The organism is Kitasatospora sp. NPDC032757 (assembly GCF_055579305.1).
On record NZ_JBVINN010000047.1, the window covers coordinates 18,695 to 39,000 of the forward strand.

The 20,306-nt window shown below is 74.4% G+C and carries 19 protein-coding genes; 7 read left to right on the forward strand and 12 right to left on the reverse strand.

Annotated features, from left to right (window positions below; translation table 11 throughout):
* Nucleotides 1-62 precede the first annotated feature (62 nt).
* Nucleotides 63-2,375, reverse strand: coding sequence for a transglycosylase domain-containing protein (locus ACZ5WK_RS34375; protein ID WP_465553502.1), 2,313 nt, complete (start codon nt 2,373-2,375; stop codon nt 63-65).
* 185 nt (nt 2,376-2,560) lie between these two features.
* Nucleotides 2,561-3,640, reverse strand: coding sequence for a hypothetical protein (locus ACZ5WK_RS34380; protein ID WP_465553504.1), 1,080 nt, complete (start codon nt 3,638-3,640; stop codon nt 2,561-2,563).
* A 118-nt stretch (nt 3,641-3,758) separates the two neighbouring features.
* On the opposite strand from ACZ5WK_RS34380, the gene ACZ5WK_RS34385 reads away from it, so the two are divergent.
* The 3 genes from ACZ5WK_RS34385 (at nt 3,759) to ACZ5WK_RS34395 (ending at nt 6,526) form a co-directional block, all read left to right on the forward strand.
* Nucleotides 3,759-4,799: an SPFH domain-containing protein gene (locus ACZ5WK_RS34385; protein WP_465553506.1), complete on the forward strand. Its 1,041-nt coding sequence runs from the start codon at nt 3,759-3,761 to the stop codon at nt 4,797-4,799.
* On the forward strand, nt 4,796-5,695 hold the full coding sequence (locus tag ACZ5WK_RS34390; RefSeq protein ID WP_465553508.1) for an NAD(+)/NADH kinase: 900 nt from the start codon (nt 4,796-4,798) through the stop codon (nt 5,693-5,695). Before ACZ5WK_RS34385 ends, ACZ5WK_RS34390 begins: the two co-directional genes overlap by 4 nt.
* A gap of 183 nt (nt 5,696-5,878) precedes the next feature.
* Nucleotides 5,879-6,526: an HAD family acid phosphatase gene (locus ACZ5WK_RS34395; protein WP_465553574.1), complete on the forward strand. Its 648-nt coding sequence runs from the start codon at nt 5,879-5,881 to the stop codon at nt 6,524-6,526.
* Nucleotides 6,527-6,606: 80 nt separating this feature from the next.
* Here the strand turns inward: ACZ5WK_RS34395 and ACZ5WK_RS34400 are convergent, their stop codons facing one another.
* From ACZ5WK_RS34400 to map, 3 genes are all read right to left on the reverse strand, one after another.
* Nucleotides 6,607-7,980, reverse strand: coding sequence for a DUF2254 domain-containing protein (locus ACZ5WK_RS34400; RefSeq protein ID WP_465553510.1), 1,374 nt, complete (start codon nt 7,978-7,980; stop codon nt 6,607-6,609).
* A gap of 276 nt (nt 7,981-8,256) precedes the next feature.
* A complete protein-coding gene (locus ACZ5WK_RS34405; protein WP_465553512.1) occupies nt 8,257-8,682 on the reverse strand; it encodes an acyl-CoA thioesterase in 426 nt (141 codons plus the stop codon).
* A 97-nt stretch (nt 8,683-8,779) separates the two neighbouring features.
* Nucleotides 8,780-9,547, reverse strand: a complete 768-nt coding sequence (gene map / locus ACZ5WK_RS34410) for a type I methionyl aminopeptidase (protein ID WP_465553576.1) — start codon at nt 9,545-9,547, stop codon at nt 8,780-8,782.
* Nucleotides 9,548-9,627: 80 nt separating this feature from the next.
* Between map and ACZ5WK_RS34415 the strand changes: the two genes are divergently transcribed.
* Complete coding sequence (locus ACZ5WK_RS34415; RefSeq protein ID WP_465553514.1) at nt 9,628-9,897, forward strand: helix-turn-helix domain-containing protein; 270 nt, start codon at nt 9,628-9,630, stop codon at nt 9,895-9,897.
* Nucleotides 9,898-10,026: 129 nt separating this feature from the next.
* On the opposite strand, the gene sigJ is transcribed toward ACZ5WK_RS34415, so the two are convergent.
* Entirely contained in the window at nt 10,027-10,971 is a 945-nt protein-coding gene (gene sigJ, locus ACZ5WK_RS34420) for an RNA polymerase sigma factor SigJ (protein WP_465553516.1), read from the reverse strand.
* A gap of 171 nt (nt 10,972-11,142) precedes the next feature.
* Between sigJ and ACZ5WK_RS34425 the strand changes: the two genes are divergently transcribed.
* The gene (locus ACZ5WK_RS34425) at nt 11,143-11,547 is read left to right on the forward strand and encodes a hypothetical protein (protein ID WP_465553518.1); all 405 of its coding nucleotides are present in this window, start codon (nt 11,143-11,145) and stop codon (nt 11,545-11,547) included.
* 195 nt (nt 11,548-11,742) lie between these two features.
* Here ACZ5WK_RS34425 and ACZ5WK_RS34430 read toward each other — a convergent pair whose 3' ends face one another.
* On the reverse strand, nt 11,743-12,507 hold the full coding sequence (locus ACZ5WK_RS34430) for a maleylpyruvate isomerase family mycothiol-dependent enzyme (RefSeq protein WP_465553520.1): 765 nt from the start codon (nt 12,505-12,507) through the stop codon (nt 11,743-11,745).
* A gap of 64 nt (nt 12,508-12,571) precedes the next feature.
* Between ACZ5WK_RS34430 and ACZ5WK_RS34435 the strand changes: the two genes are divergently transcribed.
* Entirely contained in the window at nt 12,572-13,558 is a 987-nt protein-coding gene (locus tag ACZ5WK_RS34435) for a MerR family transcriptional regulator (protein ID WP_465553522.1), read from the forward strand.
* A gap of 207 nt (nt 13,559-13,765) precedes the next feature.
* Here the strand turns inward: ACZ5WK_RS34435 and ACZ5WK_RS34440 are convergent, their stop codons facing one another.
* The 3 genes from ACZ5WK_RS34440 to ACZ5WK_RS34450 form a co-directional block, all read right to left on the reverse strand.
* Nucleotides 13,766-14,527: an SDR family NAD(P)-dependent oxidoreductase gene (locus ACZ5WK_RS34440; protein WP_465553524.1), complete on the reverse strand. Its 762-nt coding sequence runs from the start codon at nt 14,525-14,527 to the stop codon at nt 13,766-13,768.
* Nucleotides 14,524-15,936 (reverse strand): MFS transporter, encoded by a 1,413-nt coding sequence (locus tag ACZ5WK_RS34445; RefSeq protein WP_465553526.1) that lies wholly within the window; start codon nt 15,934-15,936, stop codon nt 14,524-14,526. Before ACZ5WK_RS34445 ends, ACZ5WK_RS34440 begins: the two co-directional genes overlap by 4 nt.
* Nucleotides 15,937-16,108: 172 nt before the next feature.
* A complete protein-coding gene (locus tag ACZ5WK_RS34450) occupies nt 16,109-16,699 on the reverse strand; it encodes a TetR/AcrR family transcriptional regulator (RefSeq protein ID WP_465553528.1) in 591 nt (196 codons plus the stop codon).
* Nucleotides 16,700-16,866: 167 nt separating this feature from the next.
* On the opposite strand from ACZ5WK_RS34450, the gene ACZ5WK_RS34455 reads away from it, so the two are divergent.
* On the forward strand, nt 16,867-17,352 hold the full coding sequence (locus ACZ5WK_RS34455) for a DoxX family protein (protein WP_465553530.1): 486 nt from the start codon (nt 16,867-16,869) through the stop codon (nt 17,350-17,352).
* 169 nt (nt 17,353-17,521) lie between these two features.
* Here ACZ5WK_RS34455 and ACZ5WK_RS34460 read toward each other — a convergent pair whose 3' ends face one another.
* On the reverse strand, nt 17,522-17,815 hold the full coding sequence (locus ACZ5WK_RS34460; RefSeq protein ID WP_465553532.1) for an MTH1187 family thiamine-binding protein: 294 nt from the start codon (nt 17,813-17,815) through the stop codon (nt 17,522-17,524).
* Between the two features lie 99 nt (nt 17,816-17,914).
* A complete protein-coding gene (locus ACZ5WK_RS34465) occupies nt 17,915-19,447 on the reverse strand; it encodes a SulP family inorganic anion transporter (protein WP_465553578.1) in 1,533 nt (510 codons plus the stop codon).
* Nucleotides 19,448-20,306 lie beyond the last annotated feature (859 nt).

The window sequence follows — 20,306 nt, forward strand, 5'->3', positions numbered from 1 at the left end:
CCCGTGCGTGACGGTACCCCGGACCGTGGGCCGGTCCGGGGCACCGTCATCGTCGTGAGGGGTCAGTGGTCGTCGCCCTGGTCGGTCGGCGGGGCGCTGCGGGGCCGTCCGGGCGGGGGCGTCCGTCCGCCGGGCCGTCCCGGCGCGGTCTCGGGCCGGCTGTTGCCCGGGTCGGCGGTGCCGCTCGGGCCGCTGCTGCCCGTACCGGAGCCGCTCGGGCTCGCACTCGGGTCCTTCTTCGGCGGAGGGTCCGGGATGTAGACGGTCTGGAAGTCCTCCTCCGGCATGCCCTTGACCGCCTGGCTCATCGCCATCTCCCAGATCGGGCCGGGGCCGGTGGCGCCGAAGATCTCCTCGTAGTACTTGCCGCCGATCCGGATGTTCTTCATCGGCACGCCCTTGGCCGGGCCGCCGAGCCAGACCGAGGCGGCGAGCTGCGGGGTGTAGCCGCTGAACCAGGCCGCCTTCTTCTCGTCGGCGGTGCCGGTCTTGCCGGCGATCTGCCGGCCGTCGTCCAGCCCCAGGTCACGGGCGGTGCCCTTCTCGGTCACCCCGAGCAGCACGGTGTTGATGACGTCGGCGGTGGACTCGGAGACCGCCTGGCCGCACCTGACCGGGGTGACGGGCACGTCCCGGCCGTCCACGGTGGTGATCTTGTTGATCGCGATCGGCGTGCAGTAGGTGCCCCGGGCGGCGAAGGTGGCGTAGACGTTCGCCATGACCAGCGGGCTGACCTCCTGGGTGCCAAGGCCCAGTGCGGGCAACTCCTGGAGGGGGTCGCCGCTGGCCTTGCCCGCGACGCCCAGCTTGTTGGCCATCTGCTTGACCGAGCAGAGGCCGATCTCCTGCTCCATCTGGACGAAGTAGGTGTTGACCGAGAGGGCCATCGCCTGCTTCAGCTGGTACGGGCCGACCTCACTGGCCGACTCGTTGGGGACGGAGCCCTCCTTCTTGCCCTTCTGCAGGTTCTTCCAGTTGCCCGAGCAGGTGGACATCGTCGGCCAGTCCATCCGGTTCGGCGACGGGTACTGCTGGGTGGGCGACAGCCCGGCCTCCAGTGCGGCGGCGGCCACGATCGGCTTGAAGTTGGAGCCGGGCTGGAAGCCGTTGCCGCCGCCCATCGCCGCGTCGACGTTGTAGTTGACGACGGTCTGGTTCTTGTTCGGGTCCAGGCCGTACGGGCGGGTCTGGGCCATCGCCAGGATCTTGCCGCTGCCCGGCTCGACCATGGTCATCGCCGCCGAGACCGGGTCGGAGACGAACACCTTCTTGGTCACCGCGTTCTGCGCGGCGGCCTGCTTCTGCGGGTCCAGGGTGGTGTAGATGTTGAGACCGCCCTGGTCCCAGAGCTTCTTCCGGTCGGCGGCGGTCTTGCCGAACACCGGGTCCTGCTTGACCACGTGGCGCACGTAGTCGCAGAAGAAGCCCATCCCGGCGTTGGCGGTGATGCAGCCGTTCTGCGGCTCCTTGTAGCGCAGACCGAGCGGGGCGGCCTTGGCCTCCCTGGCCTGGTCCGCGGTGATGTGCTTGTTCTCCACCATCTTGTCGATGACGGTGTCGCGGCGCTTCTGGGCGGCGACCGGGTGCGTCTTGGGGTCGTACTGCGACGGGTTCTGCACCAGCCCGGCGAGCGTGGCCGCCTCGGGGAGGGTCAGGTCCTTGGCGTCCTTGCTGAAGTAGCGCTGGGAGGCGGCCTGGATGCCGTACGCCTGGTGGCCGTAGAAGGTGATGTTCAGGTAGTTGGAGAGGATCTGGTCCTTCGTCAGTTCCTCTTCGAGCTTGATGGCGTACTTGAGTTCCTGGATCTTGCGGCCCAGGGTCTTGCGCTGGGCCTCCAGGACGGCGGCCTGGTCGTCGCCGGCCTTCTCGACGTTGACGTTCTTCACGTACTGCTGGGTCAGCGTGGAGGCGCCCTGGACGGCGGTGCCGCTCTCGGCGTTCTTGGTGGCGGCCCGGAGCACGCCCTTCAGGTCGACCGCGCCGTGCTCGTAGAAGCGGGCGTCCTCGATGTCCACCTGCGCCTGGCGTATCAGCGGTGACATCTGGTCGGCGGGTATGACCGTGCGGTCACGCTCGTAGACCTTGGCTATCAGCACGCCCGTGGCGTCGTAGATCTGCGAAGCCTGGCTCAGCGGCGGGGTCTTGAAGTCGTCCGGGATGCTGTCGAAGCTGTCCGCCGTACTCTTGGCGGACAGCCCGAGCGCACCCGCCGCCGGCAGGGCCACCCCTGCCAGCAGGACGCCGGCCAGCGTGCTGTAGCCGAGGAACTTCACCGCGTGGCCCACCAGGCCGAGCGGCGTCTCGCGGCGCCGGGGACGCGGGATCCAGGTGTCGCCCTGTTCCGGGGAGACGGTGCGGCGGCTCTTCCGTGACATAGCCGGAACACTACGTCCACGAAAACCGCCTGTGGGGCGGGTGTTGGCCAAGGTATGTCACAAATCTGCGACAGATTCGCCGCATCCGGGCCGGTCGGACACACGTCCGCCCCAACTCCGCGCAGCGGCGCGGGTCGTTCGCCTACACCCGTTCGACGGCTCCGGGCGGGCACGGTGAACGTCCGTCAGTCCGACCGGCGCTTCTTCCGCAGCCCGAGCACCGCGCCCACCACGGCGAGCAGGAACACCACGCCCAGGGCGCGGTCCGACGGTCCCGCGGAGGAGTCGGACGAGGAGGAAGAGGCCGAGGATGCCCCCGAGGGCGAGGAGCCGGCGGCCTGGCCGGGGGCCGCCGCGGCGCCGCCCGACGGCGAGGGGGACGCCAACGGCTTGACGGTGTCCGGGAGCAGCTCGTCGTCCAGCGGCTCCCGCCAGACCGGGCTGTCCTTGCCCTCGGTGCCGTAGAGCACCGCCCGGCCGTCCGCCGTGAACGTGACCGACTCGCCCTGGCGCTGCAACGGCGGGGAGAGCGCGCCGAGTTCGGCGGGAGCGCCGTCCTTCCAGCGGTACATCTCGGCGGCGAGGTAACCGCGCAGCACGAGCCGGGTGCCGTCGGGCGAGAAGGCGCCGTCGGTGACCCAGGGGACGTCGCCGATCCGGCGGAAGGTGTTGATGCCGGCGGTGGAGAGCTTCTCCGGCCCCTGGTAGAGGCCACCCCCGCCCTCCTTCTTGCTGGCGATGTACGCGCGGCCGGTGACCGGGTGGACCATCAGCGCCTCGGCGTCGCGCGGCCCGTCCTCGTAGCGGACCCGGTAGCGGACGACGTCCACCGACTGGTCGCGCAGTTCGGCGGGCTCGGCGAAGGAGTAGATCCAGACCTCGGACCACTTGCCGCCGAGGTTGTCGCCGATGTCGCCGACGTAGACCCGCCCGTCGGGACCGAGCGAGATCGCCTCGACGTCGCGCGGCTCGATGCCGCGCAGGGTGACGGTGGCCACGGTGCGGCCCTGCGAGTCGACGGCGTAGACGTACGGGCCGTCGTCGCTGTCGTTGTGCGTCCAGTAGACGCCGGGGTGGGCGAGGCTGGCGGCCAGGCCGCTGGACTCGGTGATGCGCGGGTCGCCGATGGTGAACGCCTGCCCGGCGCCACCGGCCGCGCGGGCGGGCGGGGCGGCGGTGAGGGCGGTCACCGCGAGGGCCGCCGCGAGAGCGGCCGAGGCGCGCGCCGCCCCCCGATGCCGCTGCCGCCGTGTCTTCGTTCGCATCCTCAGCACCCGCCGATCCTCCCACGACGCGGGAGGACCGATCGGGGCCCCTTTTCGTCATCTTGACGAGATTGCCGGGCGCCCAATATCGTCGCAGTGACGAAAAGGGGTCCCACTCATGGCCGACATCACCAAGCGCTTCGGACTGCGCCACCTGCGCGCCGTCCCCACCGCCCACATCCGCCACCTCGACCGGGGCAAGGTCGCCCACGACGGCGCCGGCCTCGCCTTCTGGTTCCGCCCGCTCACCGCCGCCCTCTCCGAAGTGCCGGTGGACGACCGCGAGCTGGCGATGCTCTTCCACGCCCGCACCTCGGACTTCCAGGACGTCACCGTGCAGGCCACGCTGACCTACCGGATCACCGAACCCGCCACCGCGGCCGCCCGCGTCGACTTCGGCATCGACCCCGACACCGGCGCCTGGCGCGCCGCCCCGCTCGACCAGATCGCCACCCTGCTCACCGAGACCGCCCAGCAGCACGCGCTCGGCCTGCTCGCCCGCACCCCGCTCGCCGCCGCGCTGGTCGACGGCGTCAGCACCGTCCGCGACCGGATGGCCGCCGGGCTCGGCGCCGAACCGCGGATCGCCGAGACCGGCCTCGCCGTGATCGCCGTCCGTGTCGTCGCACTGCGCCCCGAACCGGAGGTGGAGCGCGCCCTGCGCACCCCCGCCCGCGAGCTGGTCCAGCAGGAGGCCGACCGGGCCACCTTCGAGCGGCGCGCCGTCGCCGTCGAGCACGAGCGCGGCATCGCCGAGAACGAGCTCGCCAACCAGATCGAACTGGCCCGGCGGGAGAAGCAGCTGATCACCCAGCGGGGCGCCAACGCGCGGCTCCAGGCCGAGGACGAGGCGGTCGCCGACCGGGTCCGCGCCGAAGCCGAGGCCGAACGCCGCACCCGGCTCGCCACCGCCGAGGCCGAAGCCGCCCGCGCCCTCTCCGGCGCGGAGGCCGACGCCGCCCGCGCGCTCGGCGCCGCGAAGGCCGCTGCCGAGGCCGCCTGGCTCACCGCCCACCAGCAGGCCGACCCGGCCGTGCTGCGGGCGCTCGCCCTGATGCGGCTGGCCGAGCACCTGCCGCAGATCGACAGCGTCACCGTCACCCCGGACCTGCTCACCGGGCTGCTCGCCAAACTCGCCGGCCCGGCGGGTGAGCGGTGACGCTCGCCCCCCGGGCGGTCCTGGTGCACCGCCGCACGGAGTACGAGGAGCTGCTCGCCCACCACGGCACGCCCGGGCAGGCCGCGTTCTTCCTCTCCTCGCGCGGCCGGTCCGTCACGGAGGTCGAGCACCGTCACCACCGGCAGGCCGAGGCGCTCGCCCGGGCCGCGGCCGCCGTCCCCCTGGACTGGCGGCGCACCCGGGTCGAGCGGGCCGACCTGCCGCGCTTCCTGTTCGAGCCGGAGGACGTGGTGGTCGTGGTCGGCCAGGACGGGCTGGTCGCCAACGTCGCCAAGTACCTCGACGGCCAGCCGGTCATCGGCGTCGACGCGGACCCGGGCCGCAACCCCGGCGTCCTGGTCCGCCACCGCGCCGACGCCCTGCCCGCCCTCCTCCCGGCCGCCGGCGCCCGCAGCGGCGCGCGGCACCTGGAGGAGCGCACCATGGTCGAGGCGGTCGCCGACGACACCCAGCGGCTGCTGGCGCTCAACGAGGTGTACGTCGGACAGCCCGGGCACCAGACGGCGCGGTACCGGCTGGCCACGGACGAGGAGTCACCGGAGCCCCAGGCCTCCTCCGGAGTGCTGGTCGGCACCGGGACGGGCGCCACCGGCTGGTGCCGGTCGGCCTGGCTGGAGCGCGGCGGACCGCTCGCCCTGCCCGAGGCGGCCGCTCCCTCGCTCGCCTGGTTCGTCCGCGAGGCCTGGCCCTCCCCCGCGACCGGCACCGGCCGGGTGCACGGGGTACTGGACGCCGGCCGGCAGCTGGTGCTGACGGTCGAGTCGGACCGCCTGGTCGCCTTCGGCGACGGCATCGAGACGGACGCGCTGGAACTCACCTGGGGGCAGAGCATCCGGCTGGGGGTCGCGGCGACCCGGCTGCGGCTGCTCGGGTGACCGGCCCGGCTCCGCGCGGCACCCGAAGCGTTCACACGCGGGATGCACAGAAGATTGTTACCTGCCGGTAAGCGCGAGTCCTGTTGCAGGACCTGATGGTGTGCGAGATTTGCCATGACCGCGTCGCGTTCGTCGCGCCGCGGGCTCCCGACACCATGACAGAAAGGCTCCCCGGTGGCAGGTATGAGACTGGTCGGCAAAGCAGCCGCCCCCGTCGTTCTGGCCGGCATAGTCCTCGCGGGCCTCGCCGGCCCGGCGGCGGCCGCCCCCGTACACCCGGCACCCGCCGTCGCGCAGACCGCGCCCCAGGCCGCGGCGCGGGCAGCGCTCTCCGCGGCGGGGGTGACCGAGAGCCAGTGGCTGGCCGACGTCCGCACGGCCCTCGCCCCGGCCCGCGGCTACATCGAGCAGCGCACCTCCGGCGCCGACGCGGCCGTCCGGCCCGCGATCGTGTTCGACATCGACAACACGACGCTCCAGTCGCACTTCCACCCGTTCAGTCAGCCCGCGGTCGGCCCCTCGCTGGACCTTGCGGCCTACGCGCACTCGCGCGGCGTCGCGGTGATCTTCATCACCGCACGCCCGGACTTCATCGACTCGCTGACCCGCTGCGCCCTCCAGCGCGCCGGCTACCCGGTGGACGGCCTGTACGGTCGCGACCTCGACGACCTCTTCCAGCCGGTCCAGGACTTCAAGACCGACCAGCGCACCGCGGTCGAGCAGCAGGGCTACACGATCATCGCCAACGTCGGCAACAACACCACCGACCTGGTGGGCGGCCACGCCGATCGGACCTTCAAGCTCCCCGACTACGACGGCCTGCTCTCCTAGCACGGCCGCGTCACCGGCGCCCCGGTGCCCGGCACCGCCCGACGGCGGTGCCGGGCGACGGCGGTGCCGGGTACCGGGCGTCAGGGCTGCCCGGTACGGCTCGCGTACACGGCGAGCACGGCCAGGTAGCGGCGGCGCACGTCCTCGCGGTCGGCCGGCTCGGTCACCGACTCCGCGCTCAACCGGTCGATCATCGCGGCCTGGCGGAGCAGCACCTGGCGCTGCGCCTCGGTCGTGGTCTCCACCATGATCTCCGCCAGCGCGTCGAGCTGGCGGATCAGTACCGCCGGCATCCCGTGGGCGGTCTGACGGATCTTCTCGAACGCGCGCTCGACCAGCCGCTCGTAGCTCACCGGCGCGGAGATCACCCGGATGTACCCGGCCGCGTCGCGGTGGACCGGGTCCGGGTGCCAGCGGGCCGCGATCCGGCACAGCCCCTCGCCGAGCCAGTCGATGCAGGTCAGGGTGGTGAAGGTGTCGTTCACCGCGGTGGACAGCGCCCGGATGGCGATCTCCACCAGCTGGTCCACCGCGAAGGCGATGTCCTGGGCGAGCGTCCTGGTCGGGCCGGTGATGTGGGCGCGGGCGAAGCTCCGCGTCACCTCGGCCGCCGCCTCCGCGGGCCAGACCGTCGCGAGCTGGTGCCCCTGCACCAGGAAGTGCCCCGGCCGGTGGTCCAGCCGGATGACGGCGTCGAGCTCGGTCGCCATCCGGACCAGCGTGCGGTGCCGGACGAACTGGAGGTAACCGCTGGCCGGCGCCGGCACGGCCGCCCCCGCCGCGTTCAGCCGGGCGTGCAGTTCGGCCGGCGGCGGCCCACGCTCAACGTCGCCGCCCGGTGCGGGCTCACCCGCCCCCGCCTCGATCGCCGCCGACAGCTCGGCCGCGATGTTGGCGATGACCCGGGGCAGCTGGATCGACGTGGCGATGTGGTGGATGAAGTAGATCAGCACCCCGAGGTCGGCCAGTACCAGGGCCATGCACACGGTGATGGACAGGTGCGGGACGAACTCTCCGTGCGAGGACGGGCCGATCACCACCAGCGCCAGCACCGCGAAGACGAACGTCCCGACGAAGGTACCCAGGGTCAGCTGGGTGGTGCGGTCCCGGATGAAGGTCCGCAGCATCCGCGGCCCGAACTGGGTGGAGGCCAGCGTCAGGGTCACGATCATGATCGAGAACACCACGCCGACGACGGTGATCAGCGCCGCCGCGATGGCGGCGAGGATCTGCCGTGCCGCGTCGGCGGTGCCGCTGATGACCCAGGTCGGCAGGGTCAGCTCACCCCGGTAGGCCGCCCGGTCCAGGGACCACGTGAGCAGGAAGAGCAGTCCGGCGAGGAGCACCTCCAGCATCGGCACCACCCACAGGTTGGTCCGCAGCGCCTCCCGGCGCCACTGCGCCTCCAGGTGGACCCCACCGATCACCTCGCCCGCCTCCAGTCCACCGCGCACCGGCCCGCCGAACGCCTGCTCACGTCAAGCGTTGGCCGACCGGGCGCCGACCGCCCGCCGGGCCGCCCGCCCGGGGGCCGGTCGGGTGGTGCCGTGCCCGGCGGCGGCAGCACCGCGGCGACGCGGCCGGGCGGATGGGACGACGAGGGGCGGGCGGGACGACGAGGGGCGGGCGACGGGCGGCAGGCGGCGGGGAGCACCAAGGGTGGCGAGGACCGCGAAGGGCTGCGAGGACCGCGAAGGGTGGGCGGCGAAGCCCCCCGGCCGTACGGAGGCTCAGAGCCCGAGCAGCCCCGGGTCCGACGCCAGGGCGAGCATCGGCTCGCGCGGGTCCGCGACCAGCCGGCGCTCCGCCAGGTCGAGGAAGCCGCCCACACAGGTCACCTCGGCGGCGAGGACGCCGTCGGCCCGGGTGACGGCCTGCACCAGTTCGAAGGTCTTCCCGGCGCCCCAGACGAAGCGGCAGCTCACCTCCACCTCGTCACCCGCGCGCAGCTCCCGCCGGTACTTGACGGTGGTCTCCAGCACCACCGGGCCGATCCCCTTGGCCAGGAGCTCGGCCTGCCGCACGCCCGCCGCCTGGAGGTACTCCCACCGGGCGTGCTCGGCGTACTGGAGGTACACCGCCTGGTTGAGGTGGCCCTGTGCGTCGGTCTCGTAGCCACGGACGGTGACCCGCACCGTGAAGTCCTGATCCGTCATGACCCGCACGCTACTCCGGACGCCGGGCCGGCAAGGCGTGGCGTCCGTCACGGATCGCCCGGCGAGCACCGGGGCCGGCAGGGGCCGGCCGAAGGGGCTACCGCAGGGTCAGGATGCGAGGGCCGTCCTCGGTGATCGCCACCGTGTGCTCGATGTGGGCGGCACGGCTGGCGTCGGTGGTGCGCAGCGTCCAGCCGTCCGGGTCGGTCGCGTAGTCGTCCCGGCCGCCGGCGGTGAGCATCGGCTCGATGGCCAGCACCAGCCCCGGCCGCAGCGGGTATCCGCGCCCCGGGCGGCCCTCGTTGGGCACGTGCGGCTCCTCGTGCATCCGCCGGCCGATGCCGTGCCCGCCGAACCCCTCCGGCAGCCCGTAGCCGGCCCCGCGCGCCACGCCGGCGATCGCGTGTGCGATGTCGCCGGTCCGGTTGCCGGCCACCGCCGCCGCGATACCCGCCTCCAGCGCGCGGCGGGTGGTGTCGATCAGCTGCTCGTCCTCCGGCCGCGGCATCCCCACCGTGAAGCTGACGGCGGCGTCGCCCGCCCAGCCGTCCAGCACGGCCCCGCAGTCGATGCTCACCAGGTCGCCGTCCCGCAGCCGGTAGCCGTCCGGGATGCCGTGCACCACGGCGTCGTTGACGGAGGCGCAGATCACCGCCGGGAACGGCACCGGCGCGAACGACGGCCGGTAGCCGAGGAACGGTGACGTCGCCCCGGCGGCGCGGAGCACCTCGCGGGCCACCTCGTCCAGCTCCAGCAGGCTCACCCCGACGCCCGCCGACTTCTCGACCGCCGCCAGTGCGTCCGCGACCACTCGCCCGGTCTCCCGCATCCCCGCGAGTGCCGCCTCCGACTTGAGCTCGACCATGCCGCTGATCCCCTCGATCCGTACAGCCAATTCTTATACCGGTATATCTATCACGGTTGCGGCGGTATTAGTATCGGCACATGGTGAGGACCCCGCTGACCCCCTGGGAGCGCGAACGCGGCGAGCGCTTCGGCGCCCTGCTGCGCGAGGCGCGTGGCACACGGAGCATGGTCGAGGTGGCGGCCGCGGCCGGCATCTCCTCCGAGACCCTCCGCAAGATCGAGACGGGCCGCGCCCCCACGCCGGCCTTCTTCACCGTCGCCGCCCTCGCCCACGCGCTCGGCCTCTCCCTCGACGACCTCGCCGAGGCCAGCGCCCTCCCGGAGGACGGCGAGGCGCTCACCGCGTAGGCGACGGCCCCCGGAGATCCGCCCCGGGCGTCCCCCTGCCGCTCTGCCGGGGTGCGGCTCTGGCCCGGGACGCCGGGGGTGCCGGGGGCCCCGAGGTGCCGGCAGCCTCGCCGGGTTCCCGGCGCCGGGTCAGCCCCGTCCGTGCTCGGTCCAGGAGCGGAGCTTCTCCGGGTTGCGGACCGCCCAGATGCTCGTGATGCGGCCTCCGGTGAGGCTGAACGCCGCCACCGTCACGGTGACACCGGCGACCTGGGCGACCAGGCCGGGCCGGCCGTTGACCCTCCGCTCCAGGAGCGTCAGCCCCGGGGCCTTCCCGGCGATGTGGATCAGGTATTGGGCGATGCGCTCGCTGCCCTCGACCGGGCGCAGGACGGCGCCGACCAGACCGCCGCCGTCGGCGACCATCGTGGCGTCGGGGTCGAGCAGACCCACGAGGGCCTCGATGTCCCTGGCCTCCCACGCCTCCTTGAAGTGCCGCACCAGACCGGCCTGCCCGGCCGCCGGCCCCGGCGGAGCCTGCGCGGCGCGAACACGCCGACGGGCCGAGGAGGCCAGCTGCCGGCAGGCCGCGGGCGTCCGGCCGACGACCTCTGCGACCTCGGCGAAGGGGTAGCGGAAGACGTCGTGCAGGATGAACGCCACGCGTTCGGCCGGAGTCATCGACTCCAGCACGACCAGGAAGGCCATGGTCACCGACTCGTCCAGGGTGATCCGGTCGGCGGGGTCGGCCGGCTCGGCCCTGCCGCCGCCCGCCTGCCCGCTGAACCACTCCGTGCGGTCGGGCAGTGGCTCCGGTATCCATGCACCGACGTAGCGCTCGCGGCGGGCGCGCGCCGAACCGAGCACGTCCAGGCAGATGCGGCCGGCGACCGTCGTCAGCCAGGCGCCGGGCGACTCGACGGCCTCCTGCCGCTGCCGCGACATCGCGTACCAGCGGGCATAGGTCTCCTGCACGGCGTCCTCGGCCTCGGCCAGCGAACCGAGCAGCCGGTAGGCGAGATTGAGCAGATGGCGCCGCTCGTCGACGATCACGCTCTGGCCCGGCTCGGACCGGGTCTCGGATGGGGTGTTCATGGCTGTGCCCGCTCCCTGGTTCTTCTCGTCCGCGTCCGCTCTCGCCACTGCGACGGATCACCGCACCGGACTGTCCGGCCGGCGCTTCACCTCACATTCCGCGGGCCTGCGTCGTCGGACTGGCGAGACAGTACCGATCCACCGCCGCGAGGCAGAAGAGGGGACCGCATCATGGCCACACGGACGACGGCCGCACCGAACAGGGTGACGTTCCTGCAGGTGGCGATCGCCCTGCAGACCCTGGCCATCTTCTTCCAGGCGGCCACCGCCGGACTGCTGCTGACCTCGCCTCAGGGCGAGACGCTGCACAGCGCCGGAGCGCGCGTGATGTACGGCGCCTCGATGGTGTACGTGCTCGCCGCGATCCTGGCGTGGCGGCCCGGCGGCGGGCCTGGCCGCCCCATCCTGTACGCGTCCGGCTTCCTCGTACTCGCCTCGGTACAGGTGGTGCTGGGCATCGCGCACAAGCCCTCGCTCCACGTGCCCCTGGGCGTCCTGATGTTCGGCCTGAGCGTGCCGGCGCTGGGCCAGGTGCTGTTCACCCGCCCGCCGGAGCGCTCCGGCGCCCGGTCGTAGTCGCGCCCTGCTCCGGACCGCGGTCACGGCCTGACGCGGTCGTGCTCCGACGCGGTCACGGCCTGACGCGTGCCCGCCGGCGACGGCGCTGCCGGGCACGCGTTCCCACCGCCGTCACGGCGACGGCGCGGCCACCCGCGGTGGAACAGTCCTCGACGGATCGTCACACCTCGGTGAACCGTCGCGGTCACAGCACTAGAGCGCCGTGCGGGCCAGCCAGTGGTCCAGCAGCGCGCGGTCTCCCGTCACCGTCACGCGGTCGTCCTCCGGCGGCACGCGGCGTGAGAACAGCAGCATGAGGTCCGCCACGGCCCCCGACACCAGCACGTCGGCCTCGTCGGCCGGCCCGCGCTCCCACCGCGGGCCGGCGGGCGTCCTGGTGATCACCCAACCTTTCATGGACGCCGGCCGGAACCCGATCCGCTCGCCCCGGCCGCGCAGCTCGGCGACGGCCGGCCTGGCCGTCGCAAGGGCCGGCGTCGAGAGCAGGTCCAGGTTCTCGCTGATCACGTCGGCCGCGAGGTCGTCGGCGATCCCGAACGCGGTGTCCGTCGCAGACGCCGCGTCGTAGTGGTGGACGCAGGTGTCACTCATCATCCTGCGCAGGCAGAAGACGGCCGGCCGCGGCCCGACGAACGTGTGCGTCCCGGTGTCCGCGCCGCTCTCCCGGATGGCACGGACCAGCTCCTCCGCGCCCTCGCGCAGCCACCGGGCCCACCCGTCCGGGGCTCCGGGATCGGCCTGCCGCGGGTCGGGGGCGGGCAGCCGCTCCCCCGTGCGCACGAGTGCGGCCGCCCACCGGTGCTCCTGGCCCACGTGCCCGACGAGGGTCCGCAGCGGCCAGTGCGGACAGGTGGGCACCGCGGTATCCGGGTCCCGCCCGGCGACCGCACGGGCGAACCCTCCGGTCTGCTCCCGCAGGCCCTCCACGAGCCGTGCGGTGTCCAGGGTCGACGTCATCACGAAAGCTCCTCTCACGGGGTGACGCCGGTACGGTAGAACCTCCAGTCCGGTGGAGGTTCAAGTGCCTTTGCTCGATGAGACGCTCGGAATCGGCGACCTGGCCCGGCTGACCGGTGTGCCGGTGCGGACCGTCCGCTTCTACTGCGACGAGGGCATCGTCGACTCGGTGCGCAGCACGGGCGGGCACCGCAGGTTCGACCGGGCGGCCGTGGAGCGGCTCCTCCTGGTCCGGCGGTTGCGCGGGCTGGGGCTCGGGCTGCCCGCCGTCCGGCACGTGCTCGCCGGCGACCGCTCCGTGGCGGAGGTCGTCGCGGCCGAGCGGGCCGCGCTCGACGTGCGGCTCGCAGATCTGGCCTGGCGGCGGGCCTCGCTGCGCGCGGTCGAGGAGGCCGGACCGGCCGACCGGGCGGCGCGGCTGGAGCTGCTGGCCGCCGTGCAGGACGGGGCTGCCGCCCGCGACGCGCTGGTCGATTTCTGGCGGCGCGCGATGGTCTCCCCGGTCTCCGAGGCGATGCTCACCGCGTTCGTGACCATGGCCGTGCCCGAGCCGCCCGCCGACCCGACCCCGCCGCAGGTGGTGGCATTCGCCGAGCTGTTCGTCCTGGCCGGCGACCGGCAGCTGAGAGGCGGCCTGCTGGCCATGGCCCGGGCCAACGCCGAACTGGTCGCCGACGAGGCCGAGTTGTTGCTCGGGATCGGCGAGGCGTGCGCGCTCGCCCGGCCCGTGGTGCGGGCGGGCGAGCCGCCCCGCGCGGGCCCCGAACTCGACCGGTTCGTCGCGGCGCACGCCTCGGTGCGCGGCGGCAGCGACACCCCGCCGTTCAGGGGCCTGCTGCTGGCCCACGTGGCCGCCGACCGCGTCCCCGGGATGCGCCGCTACTGGCGGCTCGTGACCGAGGCCGGCGGCGACCGGGCCAGCCTCGGCGCGGTCCATCTGTGGCTGACCGACTCGCTCGAACGCTCCGTGCGGGCCGGCGCTACCGCCGGGGCGGGGAGCGCGGGACCGACGGCGGCTCCGCCGGCCCCGGACAGCGCGCCAGACGACTGACTCGGAAGGCGGGTTGGCCCCAGGCGCCATGCGGCGGGGTGGGGCCTGGCCGTCCCGGACGACGAGCGCCCGCCTCACCCCGGGCGGGCCCTGGGCGGTGCCGCCGGGCTCCTGGCCTCCCGGGGGCGGGCACCGAGGGAGGCGGTTCCCCGGTGCGCGGGTGAACGGCCGGCCGGTGGGGCGGCCGGCCGTTCACCCGGCGGCCGGTCAGGCCGTGACGCCGCCGTCGAGGACGAGGTCGGCGCCGACGGTGTAGGCGGCTTCCGGGGAGGCGAGGTGGAGGACGGCGGCGGCGATCTCCTCCGGGGTTCCGGCGCGGCCCACGGGGACCTGGGCCTTCATGCGGTCGGCCTTGTCGGTGGCGTTCTCGCCGGGACGGGTGGACATGGTGGTCTCGACCGGGCCGGGGCTGACGGAGTTGATCCGGACGCCGTCGGCGATGTGGTCGCGCGCGGCGGCGCGGGTCAGGGTGGCGACGGCGGCCTTGGTGACGGCGTAGGCCCCGAGGCCGGCCAGGCGCATGTGGGTGCCGAGGTTGGACGAGATGTTGACGATGGCGCCGCCGCCGTTCTCGCGCATCCGGGCGATCTGGTGCTTCATGGCGAGCCAGGTGCCGGTCAGGTTGGTGTCGATCAGGCGCTGCCAGTCCTCCTCCTCGACGTCCGCCAGCGGGGCGGGGGTGCCGAGGATGCCGGCGTTGTTGACGGCGACGTCCAGGGTGCCGAAGTACTCGACGGTCTCCCGGACGAGGCGGGCGGCGTCGCCGCTCTTCGCGACGTCCCCGATGAGGGCGACGGCCTTGCCGCCCTCGCCCTCGATCAGGGCGACGGTCTCGGCGAGCGAGCTCTCCGTGCGGCCGGCGACGGCGACGCGGGCTCCCTCCCGGGCGAAGGCGAGGGCGACCGCGCGGCCGATGCCGCTACCGCCACCGGTGACCAGGACGGACTTGTCGGCGAATCGGGTGGTCATGCTGAGTACTCCTCGGTGCGTGTGAGCTGGCGCTCTGAACGGGTGGATCGGATCAGGAGGGCGACCGCCGTGGCGGTCAGGGCGAGCCCCGCCGCGGCGGCCGCGAAGGCGGCGGCGTAGCCGCCGACCACGGTCGGGCGGGTGGCGGCGAGCGCCATCAGGGCGGCGACGCCGGTGGTGGGGCCGAGTTCCATCGCGGTGTTGAGGACACCCGCCGCGAGGCCGGTGCGCTCGGGCGGAACGCCGCCGGTGGCGAGCACCGCCGCGCCGGCGAAGGCCGGACCGGCGCCGGCGGGCAGCAGGAGCAGGCCGGGCAGCAAACCGGTGGTGTACGGGCTGCCGGGGGCGAGGCCGGCCAGCAGGGCCAGTCCGGCGGCGGCCACGGCCAGACCACCGGCGGTGACGGCGGCGGCGCCGTACCGGGCGGTGAGCGGTGCGGCCAGGCGGCCGGCCAGGAGCAGCGCCGCGGCGTACGGCAGGAAGGCGGCGGATGTCGCCAACACGCCCCATCCGCGGACCTGTTGGAGGTAGAGCGGGAGCAGCAGGAAGGCCAGGGCGGTGCCGGCGGCGGTCGCCATGACGGCGGTCAGGGCGGTGGCCCGGCGGCGGTCGGCGAGGAAGCCCGGCGGCAGCAGCGGGTCGGCGGTACGGCGTTCGGCGGCGGCGAAGGCGAGCAGCAGGGCCGCTCCGACGGCCAGCGGACCGAGGACGAGGGGTGTGCGCCAGCCGTGTTCGCCGGCGGCGACGAGGCCGTAACCGGCCGCGCAGACACCGGTGGTGGCGAGAGCGGCGCCGCGCAGGTCGAGTGCGGACGCGGTGGTGCGGACCGGCCGGGCGGGCGGGAGCAGCCGGCCGGAGAGGGCGACGAGCACGGGCACGGCGAACAGCCACCGCCAGGAGGCCCAGGCGGTGACCGCTCCGGAGAGCAGGCTCCCGGCGGTGGCGCCGAGGACGGAGAGTCCGCCCCAGGTGGCCATCGCCCTTCCGTAGGCGGTGGGTTGGGGGAAGAGCGCCCGGACCACCGCGACCGCCGCCGGGGCCGCGAGGGCGGCGCCGACGCCCTGCGCGAACCGCGCCGCGAGCAGGAGCGGGAAGGTCGGGGCGGCGACGGAGGCGGCCGAGGCGGCGGCGAGCAGCAGCAGGCCCGCGCGCAGCATCCGGCGGCCGCCGTGCCGGTCGGCGAGCCGGCCGCCGAGCAGGAGCAGGGAGCTGAAGGAGAGTCCGTAGGCGGCGCTGAGCAGGAGGACGCCGGAGGGGCCGAGGCCGAACTCCCGGGCCACCAGGGGCAGGGGGACGGAGAGGATCATGATCGTGAAGACCAGCGTCGCCTGGACGGCGCCGAGCAGCGCGAAGGCCGACCGCGCACGCCCGGGCCGCGCCGAGCCCGGCCCCACCGTGTCCGGCCGCACGGAAGCCGACTGCACCGTGCCCGGCCGCGCGGACGCCGACCCGGCGAGAGCCGACCCGGCAGAGCCCGGCCGTAAGGACAGCGGAACCATTGAAACCCCCCTTACTATATTTACCGTTCGATCCAGAATCTGGACCGGCGAAAACGGCGGCCACCGGGCCACCCGAAACAACTCAGTCCAGCAGCTCGAGCGCCTGCTCCGCCGCGTCGTCCAGACGGGCCGCACCGCCGCCGGCCTTGCCGATCACCCGCATGCCCTGCAGCAGCACCAGCAGCATCCGCGCCAGCGCCCGCGGGTCGCGCCCCGCGGGCAGCTCCCCCTGCGCCTCGGCGCGGACCAGGGCGGCCGTCAGCGCCGTCTCCAGGTGGCCGAGGCTCGCCGCCACCCGGCGGGCCGCACCCGGGTCGTGCGGGGCGAGTTCGACCGCCGTGTTGGTGACGAAGCAGCCGCGCCGGAGCCCGCCGTCACCGTCCTCGGCGGCCTCCCGCGCATAGCGGCGGACCAGCCCGCGGACGGCCGGCAGCACCGGGCCGGGCTGCGACAGCTCGGCCAGCAGAGCCGGATCGCACTGCTCGCCGTAGCGCTCCAGCGCACGCAGGTACAGCTCGCGCTTGCTGCCGAAGGTGGCGTAGATGCTGGCACGGGCGATCCCCAGCCCGTCGACCAGGTCGGCCATCGAGGTGGCCTCGTAACCGCGCCGCCAGAACAGCTCGAGAGCCGACTGGAGGGCGGCGTCGGGATCAAATGCCTTGGTCCGCGCCATGACTGAACCCTAGTCATATCGAGACCGCTCGGTCAAGAAAGGCCGAAGCCCCAGGATGTCACTTCGGGCACAGCCTATTTGACGGAGCGTTGTCAAATACTGGCGGCGAGGTTACCCTTTCCGCCGTTTCTTGCTTCCCGTCCCCTCCCCACTGGAGACCTGCCCCCATGCCGATAGCCCTGCAACAGGCGCTAGACTCCGCCCGGCCATTCGTTCTGACGGCCTTTCGGGCCGTCGTCGGACTGCTCTTCGCCTGCCACGGCGCCGCCTCGCTCTTCGGCGTGTTCGGCGGCGCCAAGGGCGGCGGCACCGTCCCGGCCGGCCAGTGGCCCGGCTGGTGGGCCGCGCTGATCCAGCTCGTCGGCGGCGTGCTGGTGCTGGCCGGCCTCGGTACCCGGATCGCGGCGCTGATCTGCTCCGGTTCGATGGCCTACGCGTACTTCACCGTCCACCAGGAGCACGCGCTGCTGCCGCTGCAGAACGGCGGCGAGCCCTCGGTGATGTTCTGCTGGGCGTTCCTGGCGATCGCGGCGCTCGGCTCCGGGCCGTTCGCACTGGACCGGCTCTTCACCGGGCGGACGTCCGGCCAGGACGCCCACACCGGGCGCACCGGCCACGCCGGGCAGAGCTCGCAGCCGACCCCGGCGGCCTGACCGGCGAGGGGGGGGGGGGGGGGGGGGGGGCGGCGGGCGGGTGGGGGGCGTGTGGGGGGAGGGCGGGGAGGGGGGGGGAAGAGGGGGTAGAGGGAACGGGGGGGGCCCGGGGGGGGGGGGGGGACCCCCCCCCCCCCCCTCCCCCCCCCCCCCCCCCCGCTCCCGTACGTCACCCGGCCAGGTACCGCTCCACCGCGGCCACCTTGGAGGTGAGCCCGTCGGTGACCCCGGCCCGGTCGTCGATCTTGATGACGGTGCTCACCCTGCCGCTGTACGCCTTCACCGCCTCGATCGCCTCACGGATCACCGGCATCACCTCGTCCCACTCCCCCTCGACGCTGGTGAACATCGCGTCGGTGCGGTTCGGCAGCCCGCTCGCGCGGACCACCCGGACGGCGGCGGCCACCGCCTCCCCCACCTCCTCGCCGACCCCCAGCGGGGTGACCGAGAATGCTGCGATCACGGTTCTGCTCTCCTCTCCCGGACGACTGGCCACGGCACCCCGGCCCGACGGGCCACCGGGCGCCGCGATCAGGCTAGGCCCTGCGCGGCCGACACCCCGTCAGACCACCGTCGGCAGCGGCGGATCGACCGCCAGCGGGGCGGAGCTGCGGGCTCGGTGCTGGGCGGCCCAGGCGGCGAGGGCCACCGTGCAGGCGTGGTCCAGGTGGCGCAGCCCCGACCAGTCCAGCTCGACCGGGCGGTCGGCGGGCAGCCGCTCCAGCGCGTCCAGCAGCCGGGGCAGCCGCAGGAAGGTCGCGTTTCCGCTCAGCCGGACCCGCATCAGCGGCCCCTCGCCGGTCACCGCGCCCGCCGCGCCGTCCCGGGCCGGCAGCTCCTCGACGCCGATCTGCAGGTGCGAGGTCTGCCAGGCCGACTTGACCACCGCCAGGCCGATCCCGATCAGCACGCCCTCGAACAGGTCGGTGCCGATGACCGCGACCGCCGTCACCGCCAGCACCACCGCCTCGCCCCGGTGGTCCCGGCAGAGCCCGGTGATCCGCCGGACCGGAACGAGCTTGGCGCCCGCGTGCACCAGGACGGCGGCCAGCGCGGTCAGCGGCACCAGGCCGAGCGCGCCCGGCAGCAGCGCGGTGAACAGCAGCAGCCAGAACCCGTGCAGCACGCGCGAGGCCTTCGTCCGGGCGCCGGCCTGGACGTTGGCCGCGCTGCGGACGATCACCGCCGTCATCGGGAGGGCGCCGAGCAACCCGCAGAGCGTGTTGCCGACGCCCTGGGCCGTCAGCTCGCGGTCGTAGTCGGTACGCGGGCCGTGGTGCATCCGGTCCACGGCGGCGGCACTGAAGAGCGTCTCGGCGGAGGCGATCAGGGTGAAGGCGAGGATGGTGCCGAGGCCGGCCGTGCTCGCCAGGGCGCCGAGCGCGCCGCGGTCCGGCAGCTGCGCCACGTCCAGCAGGCCGGAGACCCGGACCCGGGCCACCGGGAGGCCCGCGGCAGCGGTGACGGCGGCGGCGAGACCGACGGCGGCCAGCGGTGCGGGGACGGCCCGGGCCACCCGGGCCGGCAGGTACGTCCAGAGGACGAGCACCAGCAGGGTGCCGGTGCCGAGCGCCACCGCGCTCGGGGTGGCCGCGCCGGTGACGGCGTCGCGCAGCAGCACGGGCAGGCCGGCGATCTTCTCCGGGCCGGTGGCGGGCGCCCTGCGGTCGGCGAGCGCGTACAGCTGACCGAAGAGCAGGGTCAGGCCGATGCCCGCCAGCATGCCGTGCACCACGGACGCGGACATCGCCCGGAACCAACGGCCGAGACGCAGCGCGCCCATGGCCAGCTGGAGCAGGCCGGTGGCGAGCACCAGGACGCCGAGCGCGCCGGCGCCGTACTCCTGGACGGCCTCGTAGACCAGGACGGTCAGGCCGGCCGCCGGTCCGCTGACCTGGAGGCTGCTGCCGGGCAGCGCGCCGACGACCAGGCCGCCGACGATCCCGGTGACCAGCCCGAGCTCGGCGGGGACGCCCGAGGCGACGGCCACGCCCACGCAGAGCGGCAGGGCGACGAGGAAGACCACCAGCGAGGCCGGCAGGTCGAAGCGCCAGGGCACGGCGCGCAGCGCGGCGGCCGGGGCGTGATGGTGCAACGAGCGGCCCGGGAGGGCGCGGCCCGGCGGGGCGCTGCGGCGCGGCGGGGCGTCGCGCCGCGGGCCGCCCGGCGGGCTCTTGCGGCGGCGGGGCAGGCGGCTCACCGGACCGTCGCCGGGGTGCGAAGGGGGCGAAGGGGGCAAAGGCTGTGAAGGGGGCGGACGGGGGGACGGGAGCGGGGACGGCAGGCGGGTCGGTGCATGGGTGCGTTCCTTCCGCGCACCCGCCGGAGGGCGGGCGCGCCGCTGGGAGGGAGACGTCCGGACACGTCGGGGCGGCGGCCCGGGCGGTCGGCGGGGAGGCACGGGAGGTTCGGCGGGGGGACCGGACAGGTCGGTGGGAGACCGGACAGGTCGGCGGGAGGCACGGGAAGTCCAGCGGGAGAACCGGGCAGGTCGGCGGGGACCACGGCGCCTCGGCGGGGCAGTCGGCGGGACCCGACGGCCGGAGCTCCCCGCTCCCCGACCGATCCCAAACCCCCCTGCAACAGCCCGAGTTGAACATGGAAACCATGACGGGCCCGGCGTGCCACCGACGGTACCCAGGGGTCCGGGTCGGGCCAACCTCACACACCAGGCCTTCACCCCGGCGGCACACCGGGGCCGCTTTTCGGCCCGGATCGGGACTTCCGGAGGGTACGCACGTTCGCACGTCGCGCAGGTGCACGAACGAGAGCACTCCCGCAAGGCCGGCACTTTGCAGGAAGGGACGACGGGCACCCCTGGCCCGGCGCCGCGGGCTGGAGGAACGGGCGATGGATCGGCCGCCCCCACCGTGACAGCCTGGCCGAACGGCCGGAACCCCACCCCGGCACACCCCCGCTCGGGCCGCCCGCCACCCGCGACCTGCGGCTTCCGC

Excerpts from the sequence above, each read along its gene's own strand:
- ACZ5WK_RS34375 (WP_465553502.1), bottom strand. The coding sequence starts at position 2,375 with ATGTCACGGAAGAGCCGCCGCACCGTCTCCCCGGAACAGGGCGACACC.
- ACZ5WK_RS34380 (WP_465553504.1), bottom strand. The coding sequence starts at position 3,640 with ATGCGAACGAAGACACGGCGGCAGCGGCATCGGGGGGCGGCGCGCGCC.
- ACZ5WK_RS34385 (WP_465553506.1), top strand. The coding sequence starts at position 3,759 with ATGGCCGACATCACCAAGCGCTTCGGACTGCGCCACCTGCGCGCCGTC.
- ACZ5WK_RS34395 (WP_465553574.1), top strand. The coding sequence starts at position 5,879 with ATGAGACTGGTCGGCAAAGCAGCCGCCCCCGTCGTTCTGGCCGGCATA.
- ACZ5WK_RS34405 (WP_465553512.1), bottom strand. The coding sequence starts at position 8,682 with ATGACGGATCAGGACTTCACGGTGCGGGTCACCGTCCGTGGCTACGAG.
- map (WP_465553576.1), bottom strand. The coding sequence starts at position 9,547 with ATGGTCGAGCTCAAGTCGGAGGCGGCACTCGCGGGGATGCGGGAGACC.
- ACZ5WK_RS34415 (WP_465553514.1), top strand. The coding sequence starts at position 9,628 with ATGGTGAGGACCCCGCTGACCCCCTGGGAGCGCGAACGCGGCGAGCGC.
- sigJ (WP_465553516.1), bottom strand. The coding sequence starts at position 10,971 with ATGAACACCCCATCCGAGACCCGGTCCGAGCCGGGCCAGAGCGTGATC.
- ACZ5WK_RS34425 (WP_465553518.1), top strand. The coding sequence starts at position 11,143 with ATGGCCACACGGACGACGGCCGCACCGAACAGGGTGACGTTCCTGCAG.
- ACZ5WK_RS34430 (WP_465553520.1), bottom strand. The coding sequence starts at position 12,507 with ATGACGTCGACCCTGGACACCGCACGGCTCGTGGAGGGCCTGCGGGAG.
- ACZ5WK_RS34440 (WP_465553524.1), bottom strand. The coding sequence starts at position 14,527 with ATGACCACCCGATTCGCCGACAAGTCCGTCCTGGTCACCGGTGGCGGT.
- ACZ5WK_RS34450 (WP_465553528.1), bottom strand. The coding sequence starts at position 16,699 with ATGGCGCGGACCAAGGCATTTGATCCCGACGCCGCCCTCCAGTCGGCT.
- ACZ5WK_RS34455 (WP_465553530.1), top strand. The coding sequence starts at position 16,867 with ATGCCGATAGCCCTGCAACAGGCGCTAGACTCCGCCCGGCCATTCGTT.